Here is a 14486-nt window from a genome sequence, read left to right as displayed (position 1 = left end):
CTTGGTCGACACTGACTAACCCCTGTCATCGTGCGAGACTGTCTGTCCGGGCGGGAGTCCCGGGTGTCTTTTGTCTGGAGTTCCCATGTCGCTGTCCAGCGGGCTGATCGCCGCCGTCGCCCTGGCCTATATGGCCATCATGTTCGCCATCGCCTTCTACGGCGACCGTCGCAGCACACCGTTGCCGCCGCGAGTGCGCGCCTGGGTGTACAGCCTGTCGCTGGCCGTCTATTGCACCAGTTGGACCTTCTTTGGTGCCGTGGGCCAGGCCGCCGAACAGCTCTGGTCTTTCCTGCCGATCTACCTCGGGCCGATCCTGCTGCTGGTGTGCGCACCGTGGGTCCTGCAAAAAATGGTGATGATCAGCAAGCAGGAGAACATCACCTCCATTGCCGACTTCATCGCCGCGCGTTATGGCAAATCCCAGTCGCTGGCGGTGGTGGTGGCGCTGATCTGCCTGGTCGGCGTGTTGCCCTACATCGCACTGCAACTCAAGGGCATCGTGCTCGGGGTGAACTTGCTGATCGGCGCCGGAGCCGACGCCATGGGCACGCGCGCCCAGGACACGGCGCTGATCGTGTCGCTGGTGCTGGCGCTGTTCACCATCGTCTTCGGTACCCGCAACCTCGACGCCACAGAGCACCACCGCGGCATGGTGCTGGCGATTGCGTTCGAATCGCTGGTCAAGCTGTTCGCGTTTCTCGCGGTCGGCGCGTTCGTGACCTACGGCCTGTACGACGGTTTCGACGATCTGTTCGACCAGGCCATGCTCGCCCCGCGCCTGGAAGAATACTGGAAGGAAACCATCAACTGGCCGTCGATGGTGGTGCAGACCGGCGTGGCCATGATGGCAATCATCTGCCTGCCCCGGCAGTTCCACGTGACCGTGGTGGAAAACATCGACCCTCAGGATCTGCGCCTGGCCAAATGGGTGTTTCCAGCCTATCTGGCGCTGGCGGCGCTGTTCGTCGTTCCCATCGCCCTCGCCGGTCAGATGCTGCTGCCGAGCTCGGTGCTGCCGGACTCTTTTGTCATCAGCCTGCCGCTCGCTCAATCCCATCCTGCCTTGGCGATGCTGGCGTTTATCGGTGGCGCCTCGGCGGCAACCGGCATGGTGATTGTCGCCAGCGTGGCGTTGTCGACCATGGTCTCCAACGACATGCTGTTGCCATGGTTGCTGCGGCGCAACAACGCCGAGCGGCCGTTCGAAGTGTTCCGCCAATGGATGCTCTCGGTGCGCCGAGTGAGCATTGTGGTGATTCTGCTGCTGGCCTACGTCAGTTATCGCCTGCTCGGCTCGACGGCGAGCCTGGCGACCATCGGCCAGATTGCTTTCGCCGCCGTGACCCAACTGGCCCCGGCCATGCTCGGCGCGCTGTACTGGAAACAGGCCAATCGTCGCGGTGTGTTCGCCGGTCTCGCCGCCGGGACGTTCCTGTGGTTCTACACCCTGATTCTGCCGATAGCGGCCCATAGCCTGGGCCTGTCCCTGAGCAGTTTCCCGGGGCTGGCCTGGTTGCACAGCAACCCGCTGAAACTGCCGCTCACCCCGTTGACCCAAGGCGTGGTGTTGTCGCTTGCAGCCAACTTCACGCTATTCGCCTGGGTCTCGGTGCTGTCGCGTACGAGGGTTTCGGAACATTGGCAGGCGGGTCGCTTCATCGGTCAGGAAATCAGCGCCCGCCCCAGCGCCCGTTCGATGCTGTCGGTGCAGATCGACGATTTGCTGCAACTGGCCGCACGCTTCGTCGGCGAAGAACGCGCCCGTCAGAGTTTTATCCGCTTCGCTTACCGTCAGGGCAAAGGCTTCAACCCGAACCAGAACGCCGACGGTGAATGGATCGCCCACACTGAACGCTTGCTGGCCGGTGTGCTCGGTGCTTCTTCGACGCGGGCGGTGGTAAAAGCCGCCATCGAAGGTCGGGAAATGCAACTCGAGGACGTCGTCCGAATCGCCGACGAAGCCTCGGAAGTGCTGCAATTCAACCGCGCGCTGCTGCAAGGGGCAATCGAGAACATTACCCAGGGCATCAGTGTGGTCGACCAGTCGCTGAAACTGGTGGCCTGGAACCGGCGCTATCTGGAGCTGTTCAACTACCCGGATGGGCTGATCAGGCTTGGCCGCCCGATTGCCGACATCATTCGCTACAACGCCGAGCGCGGTCTTTGTGGTCCCGGCGAAGCTGAAGTGCACGTCGCACGGCGCTTGCACTGGATGCGCCAGGGCCGCGCCCATACTTCTGAAAGACTTTTCCCCAATGGCCGTGTGATCGAGCTGATCGGCAACCCGATGCCGGGCGGCGGTTTTGTCATGAGTTTCACCGACATCACCGCCTTCCGCGAGGCTGAGCAAGCGCTGACCGAAGCCAACGAGGGCCTGGAGCGACGGGTCACCGAGCGGACCCACGAACTGTCGCAACTCAACGTCGCCCTGACCGAAGCCAAGGGCACCGCGGAGTCGGCCAACCAGTCGAAAACCCGTTTCCTGGCAGCGGTCAGCCACGACTTGATGCAACCGTTGAACGCTGCGCGACTGTTCTCGGCCGCCCTTTCCCACCAAGACGACGGCCTCTCCGGCGAGGCGCAGAAACTGGTCCATCATCTGGACACTTCACTGCGCTCGGCCGAGGATCTGATCAGCGATCTGCTGGACATTTCCCGCCTGGAAAACGGCAAGATCACCCCTGAGCCCAAACCGTTCGTGCTCAATGAGATGTTCGATGTCCTCGGTGCCGAGTTCAAGGCGCTGGCCCGCGACCAGGGGCTGAAATTCCGCGTCAGGGGCAGTACGTTGCGCGTCGACAGCGACATCAAACTGCTACGGCGAATCCTGCAGAACTTCCTGACCAATGCCTTCCGCTACGCCAAAGGCCCGGTGCTGCTAGGGGTTCGCCGACGCAAGGGCGAGCTGTGCCTGGAAGTCTGGGACCGTGGTCCGGGCATTCCTGTGGATAAACAGCAGGTCATTTTCGAAGAATTCAAACGCCTCGACAGCCACCAGACGCGTGCTGAGAAAGGCCTGGGGCTGGGCCTGGCGATCGCCGACGGGTTGTGTCGCGTGCTGGGTCATACCTTGCGCGTACGCTCCTGGCCGGGGCGCGGCAGCGTGTTCAGCGTCAGTGTGCCGTTGGCTCGTGCTCAAGCGGCACTGCCGGCCAAGACCGCCGAACTCAATGGCAAATTGCTGAGCGGCTCGCAGGTGCTGTGCATCGACAACGAAGACAGCATCCTGATTGGCATGAACAGCTTGCTCACGCGCTGGGGTTGTCAGGTCTGGACGGCGCGCAACCGCGATGAATGCGCGGCGTTGCTCAGCGATGGGATGCGACCGCAATTGGCGCTGGTGGATTACCACCTGGACGATGGCGAGACCGGGACCGAACTGATGGCATGGCTGCGAACCCGATTGGGTGAGCCAGTGCCAGGGGTTGTGATCAGCGCCGATGGGCGACCGGAGACGGTGGCCCAAGTGCATGCGGCAGGGCTGGATTATCTGGCCAAACCGGTGAAACCGGCGGCGTTGCGGGCGTTGCTGAGTCGGCATTTGCCGTTGTAGCGCGCAAGGGCTGAACCTTGTCGTGGTGCAACTGCCGCCATCGCGAGCAAGCTCGCTCCCACATTGAACTGCATTCTATCTGGAAGAACTCGGTCAACTGTGGGAGCGAGCTTGCTCCGGGCGGCGCTCCGACGAAGCTTTTCGGCTTACTCCGGCAACTCAGCCAACCCATCCACATCGGTCATCGCCCGTTCCAGCAAGTCTGCCGGCAGACTCTTGCTCGCCCGCGCACCAAGCAATTTGAGCTGCTCGCTGCGGCTGACCAGATTGCCTCGGCCTTCTGTCAGCTTATTGCGCGCAGAGCTGTAGGCTTTATCCAGTTGCTGTAAGCGATTGCCAACTTCATCCAGATCCTGGATGAACAACACGAACTTGTCATACAGCCACCCGGCCCGCTCGGCGATTTCCCGGGCGTTCTGGCTCTGGCGCTCCTGCTTCCACAGGCTGTCGATGACGCGCAGGGTCGCCAGCAACGTGGTCGGGCTGACGATCACGATGTTGCGGTCGAAGGCTTCCTGAAACAGCGTCGGCTCAGCCTGCAATGCGGCGGAAAACGCCGCTTCGATCGGTACGAAAAGCAGGACGAAATCCAGGCTGTGCAAACCGTCGAGACGCTTGTAATCCTTGCCAGCCAACCCTTTGACGTGAGTGCGCAGGGACAGCACGTGCTGCTTGATGGCGATCTGGCCGATGGCATCGTCTTCGGCCGCGACGTATTGCTGATAGGCCGTGAGGCTGACCTTGGAGTCGACCACCACCTGCTTGTCGCCCGGCAGATAAATGATCACATCCGGCTGGAAACGCTCACCGTCCGGGCCCTTGAGGTTGACCTGGGTCTGGTACTCGCGCCCCTTCTCCAGGCCCGCGTGTTCAAGCACTCGTTCAAGAATCAGCTCACCCCAGTTGCCTTGGGTTTTCTGGCCTTTCAAGGCGCGGGTCAGGTTGGTGGCTTCGTCGCTCAGGCGCAGGTTCAGCTGTTGCAGCCGCTCCAGCTCCTTGGCCAGGGAAAAACGTTCGCGGGCTTCAGCCTGATAGCTTTCCTCGACGCGTTTTTCGAAGGACTGGATGCGTTCTTTCAACGGATCGAGCAACTGACCAAGGCGTTGTTGACTGGTTTCGGCAAAGCGCTGCTCGCGCTCGTCGAAGATCTTGCCGGCCAGCTCGGCGAACTGGGCACGTAACTCATCTCGCGAGCCCTGCAGGTCGCTGAGGCGCTGCTGATGGCTTTCCTGCTGCTCACGCAGCTCGGCGTTGAGCGAAGCGGCCTGGGCGTCCAGACGACGTAATTCAGCCTCTTTGCCGGCGCGTTCCAGATTCCAGGCGTGAGCGGCGTCGCGTGCGTCGTCACGTTCGATCTGCAGCAATTCGACTTCACGGCGCACGGCGGCCAGGTCGGCTTGTTTGGCGGCGTTGGCCTGGCCCAGATCACCGATTTCATCGCGACAGGCTTCGAGTTGCGCGTTCAATCCATCCTGAGCCAGATGGGCCGTGGCCAGACGCTCTTCCAGCAGTGCAACCTCTGACTGCGTGGCGCTCGCTCGCCGCTGAAGTTGCCAGGCCAGTACCAGTAACGGCAGCGCAGCGCCCGCCAGACCGAGCAATGCGCTGGTCAAGTCCATAGCCATAGCCACTCCTGCCAATGAAATAAAGCTTGAAGGTTAACCAAGGCGTCAGGTCTTGGACAGCTCAGTCTTCGATCAGACCCAGTTCCTGCTGGGCGCGCCGATCCCCTGCCCGCGCGGCCGAACGCAAAAGGTCCTGGCCGATACGGCGATCCCGGGCATTCCCGCATTCACGGCACATCAGCTGACCGAGACGGCTTTGCGCGGCCACGACCCCTTCACGGGCTGGCTGCTTGAGCAAACGTCCGGCGAAGTGTTTGACGTTGGGGTTTTCGCCCAGACGCGGGCTGTCCAGCAGCCACTCGGCCACGCGCATCGAAAAGCGCTTGGGCGGGGTAATACTGGGAGGTGTGGAGGTTGCAGAGACTGATACTGAGCGAAACTTCATAAAGCACTGTGGGGCAGATCGGAAGGCGCGCCACTCTACTCTTTTTTTCTTACAGGTAAAGCCTAAAAAAACCCGGCACGCCCGTCCTAGAGCAAGCGCTCGGGACAATCCACAGAAGCTGTGGATAACTCAGTGGACAACCGCCCTTGAACTCTCGCAAAGCCGTATGGAATGGGGCTCGCAGTCAAACTGACGATTTTTTCACCAGTAAAAAAAAGCGATGTTTTTCATTGACTTAAATTTTGGTTACAGGCACCCACTGCGTTTGAAGGGAAGATGACAGCGGCGTGACACCCTCCGCGACTTATGTGCACAAGTACCTTCGAGGCAGTTATATCGATGCGCTTTTTCGGCGCATTTTTCACCCGCACTTGGGGATAAACCTTGGCAAACCCATGATCCAGGCTGGTCCTGGCCCGATGAGCCGTGACTACCAATGGTCGGAATTTGTGCTATTACAGGGCAAGTCTGCGGGTCATGGCTTTTTCCGAGCGCCCATCCGGACGTTGAATGAGGGGCCTCCACAAAACTTTTTTGCTAACACACTTCCCTTCAGCAATTCAATCCGTTAGTATCCGCGGCGTTAGTACCAAGCTGAAAGTCAATTCTGGTCGAACAAATCCCCCCGGTCAGCCTTCCTCAAGGAAGCCTCCACCGACAAAGCGGGATCGACCACCTCGATGGTTTCCAGGTAAACCTTGCGTCAACACTGCCTTCGAACAAAGCGAAGGGTGTTGCGAAGCTCACTTACTCTGACCGAACCAACCTGCAAATTGATCAGGATCTTCACCCCGGGCCCAGAACCTTTGCCCTTGATGTGTTGCCTGCCCTCCTAAGTACCTACCTGCCAGCCCAAGCGCGCCAATTTATCAGCGCTTCAAACTGGCTGCTTTGTTCCAGTCGGGTTCTTCGTTCGACCAATGGTGGTCGTCGTCACTGGAACGTTTTAACTTTGCACGGTTCTTATCCGTGTCGCTTGTAGGAACACCCAATGACTATGTCTACTCAAATCCACACCCAGGATGCCATCCGCACCCTAACCAACGCTTTTGCACCAATGAACTGCCTGATCATGGCCGCTCGCAAAGGCTGCTTCAGCTTCACTCTGGTCAACGAACACGGCATCGCTCGTCACAGCGAACGCCTGTACCCCGATCAATACTCCAGCGCCGAGCCGCTGCAGGCCGTGATCGAGCGTACCCGTCAGGCACTGGTTGCCTGATACGCCAGAAAGACTGAAAACCTCAAAAGCCTCGCTCAAAAAGCGGGGCTTTTTATTGCCCGATATTTCACTTTTCGCTGCCACCGCCTAAGCACTAAGCGATATAACGGTTATAACTCGCAGCCGGAAATATTTTAAAAACAGGCCTTTACGGCGCGAATATGACACTACACTTCAACTCAAGCGGCTTCAGCCGCTTCCGGCGAGCCTGAGTCGATTCACCCGCTGCCAAGGCCCCTTCAGGTATCGCCGACCATTTCACGTTTCGAGGGCTTTATGGGTATCGCTGCCAGCGAACTGTGCCGTTATGTGATCCGCCCGACATTGATTTACCTCGGGTGCCATAGCGCAACTGCCGAATCCCTGCTGCTGGGCGTCGCCGCCAGCCAGTCAGCCCTTGGAACCGCCCTGCATGACCGCCGTGGACACGGCCTGTACCGAATCGCCGAACCCCGCCATCAAGCACTTTGGGACCACTACCTGGCACTTGACCCGGAACGCGCAAGCCTGGTTCGCGGCCTGGCCAGCCAACATGCGTTCCTGAGTGGTCCGCACCTCGAATTGACCGTCAACCTGCGTTACGCCACAGCCATCGCCTGGCTGCTTGTAGAAGAACAGAACACCCCCCTCCCCGAAGCAGACGACCTACTGGGAATGGCCCGCATCTGGCGCCAGACCTTCCAGCCTCAAGGACGCCTGAGAGACTTCACCTGCGCCTGGCAAACCTGTGTTTCACCGCTGAATCAGGTCGCCTGCTGATCTGCTGTTTCCACAAGATCGCGCAACTGCTGCGATTTTGGTCGGATTGTCCTACAAAACCGCTCTAAATCAAGCCTCACAGCCTATGGCGCTGGGACGAAAATGTTGGTAATTTTCGCCCCGGTGATCATCAGGAGTTCTAATAATGAAAAAAGTAATGCTCAAAACCACCCTTAGCCTCGCCGTTACCTTGGCATCCACCCAGATCTTCGCGAGTGGCTTTGCCCTCAACGAACAAAGCATCAGCGGGATGGGGACAGGTTTTGCAGGGCGCTCTTCATCTGCCGATGATGCAAGTACAGTTTTTGGCAACCCTGCCGGTATGGCCCGCCTCAAAGGCCAGCAAATCACTGGCGGTCTCGCAGCGATCGACGCCTCGACCGATATCAGCGATACCAGCGGCCGTTCAAGCGGAACCAACAAAGGCGATATGGTTCCGCTCACTTCAGTACCGATGGGTTTCTATACAAATAAACTCAACGATGAATGGGCTGTTGGTTTTGGTGTCTACGCTCCGTTCGGGCTGATCACCGACTACGAAAACGGCTTTCAGGGCCGCGCTTTCGGCAGCAAGAGCGAAGTCAAAGTCATCACTCTGCAGCCAACCGTCAGCTACGCTTTCAACGATAAAGTTTCGATCGGTTTTGGCCCTACCATCAACCGGATTTCCGGCACCCTGGAATCGGACATTGCTCTCCCTATCCCCCGGACTGGTGACAACAATGTGGAGATCAAGGGCGACGATACGGCCTTGGGCTTTAACGCCGGCGTCCTGGTGCAAGCCACCGACACCACTCGCGTGGGCCTGACCTATCACTCGAAAGTGAACTACAAGCTCGACGGCCACACCGATGTGAATACCGGCACTGGCGTGCCACCTCAGCTGCTCAAATCCAACCGTTACGATGCCTCGCTGAAGATCGAAACACCTGAGTCCTATGACCTTTCCGTGACTCAAGACATTAATGATTCCTGGAAGCTCTATGCCGGTGCTACCTGGACTCGCTGGAGCCGCCTGAAAGACATCACGGTCAACAACGAAGGCGTAACCGCATCTAGCGGTGGTGCCCTCGCCCCACAAATCGTTGGTACCATCAAGGAAGACCAGAACTGGCATGACACCTGGGCCTATGCCCTGGGTACTTCCTACCAGCTGAACAAGCAGTGGGTACTGCGTACCGGTCTCTCCCTTGACCAGTCGCCCACCAACAACACTGATCGTTCGCCACGCATTCCAACCGGCGACCGGACGATCTTCAGTGTCGGTGCGGGCTTCAACCCAACCGACGACTGGACCATTGATGTGGCTTACTCTTACCTCAAGGAAGAATCTGTCACTGTCAAGCGCGCTAACGCTTTGGGTCAGTCCTACAACGCCAAGTACGAAAACAGTGCGAACGGTTTCGGTGTTGGTGCGACCTACCGCTTCTGATGATTCACGGCGAACCTGAACCACTCGCCGCCTGAATTGAAAAAGCCCCGCTCTCTTGTACAGAGGCGGGGCTTTTTAACGGGCGTCGATCAGGGTTGCGAGGCTAGGGCTTTCTCCACCGCCTCGATGAACTCGGGATCGTCAGGCTTGGTCAGGCTGGAAAAACTGGCGATCACCTTGCCCTTGCGATCGACCACGTATTTGTAGAAGTTCCACTTCGGCGCGGTGCTCTGCTTGGCGATGATCTTGAACAAGTGAGTCGCGTCATTACCGCGGACTTTCTGCGGTTCAGTCATGGTGAACGTCACGCCGTAGTTCACGTAGCAGACCTTGGCCGTCTCTTCGCCATCCTTGGACTCTTGCTTGAAGTCATTGGACGGAACGCCGATTACCTCCAGCCCCTGATCCTTGTAACGCTGATTCAACGCCTCAAGGCTTTTGAACTGCGGGGCAAAACCACAGAAGCTCGCGGTATTGACCACCACCAGCGGTTTGCCGGCAAAGCGCTGGCACAGGTCGATGGATTCCTTGGCGCGCAACTTGGGCAACGAGCCTTGCAAAAGCTCCGGGCATTCGGCGGCTTGAGCCAATCCACTAAACGCTACCAGTAACGCGGGAACTGCAAGCCAGCGCATCAGCATGTCGGTGCATCCTCGAGAAATCGTCAAAACCGAAGTTACTCGCCCTCACATCCTGCTAGCAAGCACCCATGCCCAGTTGCATCAACGCCAGCCCGCCCTGATGCCAGCCCCACCACGACAGGGCCAGCAGCAAGGCGCAGACAGCGACGACAGCGATCCGCGGCCAGAGACTGTTCATATCGCACTCATCTGTGTTTGCAGGCGCGCCACCGGCTGCTCACGCACCGGCCAGTTCAGGGCTGCGGCTAACAGGCTCAAGAGAATCGCCACTTGCCAGATCAAGTCATAGCTCCCGGTTCGGTCGTACACCACCCCGCCCAACCAGCCGCCGAGGAACGATCCGAGCTGGTGAAACAGGAAAACAATCCCACCGAGCATGGACAGATTTCGCACACCGAACAAGGTCGCGACGGTGCCGTTGGTCAAGGGCACGGTCGACAGCCACAGGAAGCCCATCGCCATGCCAAACAGGTACGCGGTGGTCGTCGTGACGGGCGCCCACAGGAACAGCCCGATCACCACCGCCCGCAGCAGATACAGGACGGTGAGCAAACGCGGCTTGGACATCCGCCCGCCGAGCCAGCCCGCCGTGTAAGTACCGAAAATATTGAACAGCCCGATCAGCGCCAGCACCGTCGTGCCGACGCTCGCCGGGAGGTGCTGATCCACCAGATAAGCCGGCAAGTGCACGCCGATGAATACCACCTGGAAGCCGCAAACAAAAAAGCCGAACGCCAGCAGCCAGAATCCCGAATGGGAACAGGCCTCGTGCAGGGCTTCGGACAGTGTTTGTTCATGACCGAACACCGGTAGCGGCTTGTCCTTGAGCATGCTCACCAGCGGCACGATCAGCGCCACCAACAGGCCCAACACCAGCAATGCCGCTGACCAGCCCAGCCAGCCGATCAACCCCAGCGTGCCGGGCAACATGGCGAACTGACCGAAAGAGCCGGCAGCGCTGGCAATGCCCATGCCCATGCTGCGTTTCTCTGGCGGCACTGCGCGGCCGACCACGCCGAGGATCACCGAGAACGAGGTACCGGACAGACCGATGCCGATCAACAGGCCGGCACTCAGGGACAAGGTCACAGCGGAATCCGACAGGCCCATGCACACCAGACCCAACGCATACAGGACACCGCCGACCAGCACCACTTTCGCGGCGCCAAAGCGGTCGGCCAGCGCGCCGGTGAAAGGCTGCGCCAGGCCCCAGATCAGGTTCTGCAAGGCAATGGCGAAGGCAAACGTCTCACGCCCCCAGCCGAACTCGGCACTCATCGGCGCCAGAAACAGCCCGAAGCCGTGTCTGACGCCCAAGGACAACGCGAGAATCAGCGCACTCCCCAACAAAACCCAACCACACGTACGCCACATCGATGTCATTCTTATTCTCCGGTAGCGGGTATATACCCGCTTAAGATCGGAAAAACCGGCATCACGCCAGTTCGTCCAGCAGTCGCAGCAAGGTTTCGCGTTTCTCGGCACCCAAGCGGTCAATCAACCGCTGTTGCGCCGCTTCCCAGGCGGGCAAGGCCGCTTTCAGGCGTTCAGTACCCGCCTCGGTGAGCATGACGATGCGATTGCGCATGTCCTCGCCCTCGACCAGCATCAGCAGGCCTTCGCCTTCCAGCACCCGCAGATTGCGCCCCAAGGTGCTGCGATCCAGCCCCATGGCCTCGGCCAACGTGGAAATACTCGGTTTATCCAGACGCTGCAGATTACACAGCAGAGAATACTGGGCGACGTTGATCCCGAAGCCGTCGAGAGCGCCGTCGTAATGCCTGCTGACGCCACGGGCGGCGCGACGCAGGTTGATGCATAAACATTGGGAGTCGAGCATGGTGCGTGTATATACCCGCGGTTGTGTTAAATCAAGTTACATGATGTGGGAAGTTCAGCAGATAGCCAATCCCACCAGCACCGCGACCTCAAGGATTTCCAGCAACGCCCCCGCCGTATCGCCCGTCGTGCCGCCCAATCGGCGCAGCATCACTTGCCGCAGCCAGACAAACACCAGCGCCGCCAGCACAACTGCCAACACACCGCTGAGACCGGCAATCAAAACACACGCCAACGCACTCACCGCCAACACCTGTTTACCCGCCAAACGCGGCAGATGATCGGCCAGCGCTTGCCCCAAGCCACCGGCACGCACATAAGGCGTGGTCAGGAACAAGCCCAGCATCGCGCTGCGCCCGATCAACGGAACAATGATCAGGACAACGGCGTGTTGCTGCTCGATCAATGCCAGCAACGCGGCGAATTTGAGCAGCAACACCAGCACCAGCGTCACGACCGCAATCGGCCCGCTACGCGGGTCCTTCATGATCGTCAACGTGCGCTCGCGATCGCCAAACCCACCGAGCCACGCATCGGCGCTGTCGGCCAGGCCGTCCAGGTGCAACGCGCCGCTGAGCAATACCCAAACCGTCAGCAACAGTGCTGCATGAAGCAACAACGGCGTGCCGAGTAACAGCCAGTTGAACGCCCATAAAATCCCGCCGAACAGCAGGCCGACCAGCGGATAAAACAGCAGCGACCGCCCCAACTCCTGTGGCGCCGGCATGCCCGGCAGACGAATCGGCAGGCTGCTCAAAAATTGCAGGGCGATCCAGAACGGCAACATGGTCAGAGCGCTTCCTTTAACAACACGCCGGATTCGACCGTCAGCGAAAACAACGCGCCATGCCCGACTTCGACGTTGAGCAACTGCTCACGAGGCAATCCCCGCGCCTGAGCCAGCAACAAACGCATGACCCCGCCGTGACTGATCAGCAACACCCGCTCGCCAGCGTACGCGGCTTGCAAGCGCTCAACGGCCGCCAACACCCGCGTCGAAAAATCCACCACCGGCTCACCCTGAGGCGGCGTAAACGAGTAAGGGTCGGCCCAGAACAATCCCAACGCCTCGGCATCGGTTTCCATCAGCGCTGCTGCACTCTGCCCTTCCCAGGCGCCGAAGTGCAGCTCTTGCAGGTCTTTATCCAACTGCACCGGCAAACCCAGTTGTGCGCCGAGTTCTTCGGCGAACCGCGCACACCGCTGCAACGGCGAGCTGACCAAACGATCCCAAGGCCCCTGCTCGACCACCGCCGCGCGCATCTGCGCCCAGCCCTTGTCGGTCAGCGCATCGTCGAGGCTGCCGCGCAAGCCGCCACCGAGTTCGGTTTCGCCGTGGCGCAACAGGTCCAGGCGCAAGGTCATGCCGGACGATCCGCCACGGCGGCCTCGGCGAACGTCGCCATCTGCCCGTGAAGGTCGCACGCCAGACGCAGCAACGGCACGGCCAATGCGGCGCCACTGCCCTCGCCCAGACGCAGGCCGAGATCCAGCAGCGGTTCGGCGTTCAGAGTTTCCAGCACATGACGATGACCCGGCTCGGCGCCGCGATGACCGAACAACAGCCACTCACGGCATTCAGGGTTCAAGCGCACCGCCACCAACGCCGCGACGCTGCAAATGAAACCGTCCACCAGCACCGCGACGCCTTCCTGGGCACACGCCAGATACGCGCCGACCAGTGCCGCGATTTCAAAACCTCCGAGGTTGAACAGGGTTTGCAGCGCATCGCCACGTTGAGCACTGTGCAATGCCAAAGCGCGCTCGATAACCTGAGCTTTATGGCTGACACCCGCCGCATTCAAACCCGTGCCCGGCCCCGCCAGTTGCACCACCGGGCAATCGAGCAAGGCACAGGCCAACGCGCTGGCCGCGGTGGTGTTGCCGATGCCCATCTCGCCACCGATAAACAACTGCGCACCCGCCGCGATGGCGCGCTGCACGCTGTCGCGGCCGGCCTGCAAAGCGAGTTCGCCTTGAGCCGGCGTCATCGCCGAACCTTCGACGAAATTCGCCGTGCCCGGGCCGATGTTCATGTGACGCACACCCGGTAAATTCAACGACGGCGTCACCGTGCCGAGGTCGACGACTTCCAGGGATGCCCCGAGTTGCCGCGCCAACACGCTGATCGCCGCCCCACCGCTGACGAAGTTGTGCAGCATCTGCCCGGTGACTTCCTGAGGAAATGCCGACACCCCTTCCGCGACCACGCCATGGTCACCGGCAAAAATCGCGATCCACAGCTGATCCAGTCTCGGCTTGACCTGCCCTTGTAACCCGGCCAATTGGACGGCCACCGACTCAAGCCGACCGAGGGAGCCGGCAGGCTTGGTCAGCTGTTGTTGACGGGCCTCAGCCTGCTCGACCGCTTGAGCATCGATCGGTTTGCAGGGGTTCAGCCACCAGGATTGAGTCATAACGCAGTTCCTTTCAAAGTCAGGGGCAGGCCGGCGACGGTCAGGACGACGCGCTGACAGCGCTCGGCCAATGCTTGATGCAGCCAACCGGCTTCATCGACATAGCGGCGAGTCAATTCGCCCAGCGGCACGACACCCATTCCGGTCTCGTTGCTGACAAAAATGATTTCACCCGGCAACGACGCCAGGCAGTCCAGTAATGCATGACGTTCGGCTGACAGACGCTTGGTGTCGTCGAGCATCAGCAAATTGGTCATCCACAACGTCAGGCAATCCACCAGCAGGCACCGATCGGCGCTGGCGGTTTCGCGCAGGATGCGGGCGAGTTCCACCGGTTCTTCGATCAACGCCCATTCGGCTGGACGACGGGCGCGGTGATGGGCCACCCGCTCGTTCATTTCACCGTCGAGGGGTTGGCTGGTGGCGATGTACGTCACCGCCAGACCGCTGTCGGAGGCGAGTTTTTCAGCCAGGCGACTCTTGCCGGAGCGGGCGCCGCCTAGGATCAGTTGCAGCATGGTTCATTCCTTCAAATTGGCGGTGTGGCGACGGGCCTCATCGCGAGCAAGCTCGCTCCCACATTGGAATGCGATCACCTGTGGGAGCGAGC

14 protein-coding genes are annotated in these 14486 nt (G+C 60.1%); 4 read left to right on the top strand and 10 right to left on the bottom strand.

Going from position 1 to position 14486, the window contains the following annotated elements; genetic code table 11:
* The first annotated feature begins 85 nt into the window (after positions 1 to 85).
* Positions 86 to 3556, top strand: coding sequence for a hybrid sensor histidine kinase/response regulator (locus tag AC3IUE_RS09035; protein ID WP_056744053.1), 3471 nt, complete (start codon positions 86 to 88; stop codon positions 3554 to 3556).
* 146 nt (positions 3557 to 3702) lie between these two features.
* Here AC3IUE_RS09035 and AC3IUE_RS09030 read toward each other — a convergent pair whose 3' ends face one another.
* Together AC3IUE_RS09030 and AC3IUE_RS09025 are read right to left on the bottom strand one after the other, a co-directional pair.
* Positions 3703 to 5067: a DNA recombination protein RmuC gene (locus AC3IUE_RS09030; protein WP_177338876.1), complete on the bottom strand. Its 1365-nt coding sequence runs from the start codon at positions 5065 to 5067 to the stop codon at positions 3703 to 3705.
* Between the two features lie 175 nt (positions 5068 to 5242).
* Positions 5243 to 5566: an SEL1-like repeat protein gene (locus tag AC3IUE_RS09025; RefSeq protein ID WP_082555869.1), complete on the bottom strand. Its 324-nt coding sequence runs from the start codon at positions 5564 to 5566 to the stop codon at positions 5243 to 5245.
* A 997-nt stretch (positions 5567 to 6563) separates the two neighbouring features.
* Here AC3IUE_RS09025 and AC3IUE_RS09020 point away from each other — a divergent pair.
* From AC3IUE_RS09020 to AC3IUE_RS09010, 3 genes are all read left to right on the top strand, one after another.
* Entirely contained in the window at positions 6564 to 6788 is a 225-nt protein-coding gene (locus tag AC3IUE_RS09020) for a hypothetical protein (RefSeq protein ID WP_007898912.1), read from the top strand.
* A gap of 276 nt (positions 6789 to 7064) precedes the next feature.
* Positions 7065 to 7547, top strand: a complete 483-nt coding sequence (locus AC3IUE_RS09015; protein ID WP_046053293.1) for a hypothetical protein — start codon at positions 7065 to 7067, stop codon at positions 7545 to 7547.
* A gap of 145 nt (positions 7548 to 7692) precedes the next feature.
* A complete protein-coding gene (locus AC3IUE_RS09010; RefSeq protein WP_489266824.1) occupies positions 7693 to 8979 on the top strand; it encodes an OmpP1/FadL family transporter in 1287 nt (428 codons plus the stop codon).
* Between the two features lie 89 nt (positions 8980 to 9068).
* Here the strand turns inward: AC3IUE_RS09010 and AC3IUE_RS09005 are convergent, their stop codons facing one another.
* From AC3IUE_RS09005 to cobU, 8 genes are read right to left on the bottom strand one after another with little or no spacing between them, the layout of a single operon-like run.
* Positions 9069 to 9620: a glutathione peroxidase gene (locus tag AC3IUE_RS09005; RefSeq protein ID WP_056744048.1), complete on the bottom strand. Its 552-nt coding sequence runs from the start codon at positions 9618 to 9620 to the stop codon at positions 9069 to 9071.
* 55 nt (positions 9621 to 9675) lie between these two features.
* Positions 9676 to 9798: a hypothetical protein gene (locus AC3IUE_RS09000; RefSeq protein WP_008148682.1), complete on the bottom strand. Its 123-nt coding sequence runs from the start codon at positions 9796 to 9798 to the stop codon at positions 9676 to 9678.
* Entirely contained in the window at positions 9795 to 11003 is a 1209-nt protein-coding gene (locus AC3IUE_RS08995) for an MFS transporter (protein ID WP_056744045.1), read from the bottom strand. Before AC3IUE_RS08995 ends, AC3IUE_RS09000 begins: the two co-directional genes overlap by 4 nt.
* Positions 11004 to 11055: 52 nt before the next feature.
* Positions 11056 to 11460 carry a MarR family winged helix-turn-helix transcriptional regulator gene (locus AC3IUE_RS08990; protein WP_056744044.1) on the bottom strand — a complete coding sequence of 135 codons (405 nt, stop codon included), beginning with the start codon at positions 11458 to 11460 and terminating at the stop codon, positions 11056 to 11058.
* Positions 11461 to 11514: 54 nt separating this feature from the next.
* Positions 11515 to 12246, bottom strand: coding sequence for an adenosylcobinamide-GDP ribazoletransferase (locus tag AC3IUE_RS08985; protein WP_283183640.1), 732 nt, complete (start codon positions 12244 to 12246; stop codon positions 11515 to 11517).
* A 2-nt stretch (positions 12247 to 12248) separates the two neighbouring features.
* A complete protein-coding gene (gene cobC / locus AC3IUE_RS08980) occupies positions 12249 to 12824 on the bottom strand; it encodes an alpha-ribazole phosphatase family protein (RefSeq protein WP_489266821.1) in 576 nt (191 codons plus the stop codon).
* Entirely contained in the window at positions 12821 to 13876 is a 1056-nt protein-coding gene (cobT, locus tag AC3IUE_RS08975) for a nicotinate-nucleotide--dimethylbenzimidazole phosphoribosyltransferase (protein ID WP_489266819.1), read from the bottom strand. The genes cobC and cobT overlap by 4 nt, the downstream gene beginning before the upstream one ends.
* Positions 13873 to 14394 (bottom strand): bifunctional adenosylcobinamide kinase/adenosylcobinamide-phosphate guanylyltransferase, encoded by a 522-nt coding sequence (cobU, locus tag AC3IUE_RS08970; RefSeq protein WP_489266817.1) that lies wholly within the window; start codon positions 14392 to 14394, stop codon positions 13873 to 13875. The genes cobT and cobU overlap by 4 nt, the downstream gene beginning before the upstream one ends.
* Positions 14395 to 14486: the final 92 nt, after the last annotated feature.

This window comes from Pseudomonas sp. GL_093 (assembly GCF_057837605.1).
Note: the sequence above shows the minus strand (reverse complement) of the source record. Positions and strands in the feature narration are given on the sequence as shown.

Bases quoted from the DNA above. Each gene is read 5' to 3' on its own strand.
- AC3IUE_RS09035 (WP_056744053.1), top strand. From the start codon at position 86: ATGTCGCTGTCCAGCGGGCTGATCGCCGCCGTCGCCCTGGCCTATATG.
- AC3IUE_RS09025 (WP_082555869.1), bottom strand. From the start codon at position 5,566: ATGAAGTTTCGCTCAGTATCAGTCTCTGCAACCTCCACACCTCCCAGT.
- AC3IUE_RS09020 (WP_007898912.1), top strand. From the start codon at position 6,564: ATGTCTACTCAAATCCACACCCAGGATGCCATCCGCACCCTAACCAAC.
- AC3IUE_RS09015 (WP_046053293.1), top strand. From the start codon at position 7,065: ATGGGTATCGCTGCCAGCGAACTGTGCCGTTATGTGATCCGCCCGACA.
- AC3IUE_RS09010 (WP_489266824.1), top strand. From the start codon at position 7,693: ATGAAAAAAGTAATGCTCAAAACCACCCTTAGCCTCGCCGTTACCTTG.
- AC3IUE_RS09005 (WP_056744048.1), bottom strand. From the start codon at position 9,620: ATGCTGATGCGCTGGCTTGCAGTTCCCGCGTTACTGGTAGCGTTTAGT.
- AC3IUE_RS09000 (WP_008148682.1), bottom strand. From the start codon at position 9,798: ATGAACAGTCTCTGGCCGCGGATCGCTGTCGTCGCTGTCTGCGCCTTG.
- AC3IUE_RS08995 (WP_056744045.1), bottom strand. From the start codon at position 11,003: ATGACATCGATGTGGCGTACGTGTGGTTGGGTTTTGTTGGGGAGTGCG.
- AC3IUE_RS08990 (WP_056744044.1), bottom strand. From the start codon at position 11,460: ATGCTCGACTCCCAATGTTTATGCATCAACCTGCGTCGCGCCGCCCGT.
- AC3IUE_RS08985 (WP_283183640.1), bottom strand. From the start codon at position 12,246: ATGTTGCCGTTCTGGATCGCCCTGCAATTTTTGAGCAGCCTGCCGATT.
- cobC (WP_489266821.1), bottom strand. From the start codon at position 12,824: ATGACCTTGCGCCTGGACCTGTTGCGCCACGGCGAAACCGAACTCGGT.
- cobT (WP_489266819.1), bottom strand. From the start codon at position 13,876: ATGACTCAATCCTGGTGGCTGAACCCCTGCAAACCGATCGATGCTCAA.
- cobU (WP_489266817.1), bottom strand. From the start codon at position 14,394: ATGCTGCAACTGATCCTAGGCGGCGCCCGCTCCGGCAAGAGTCGCCTG.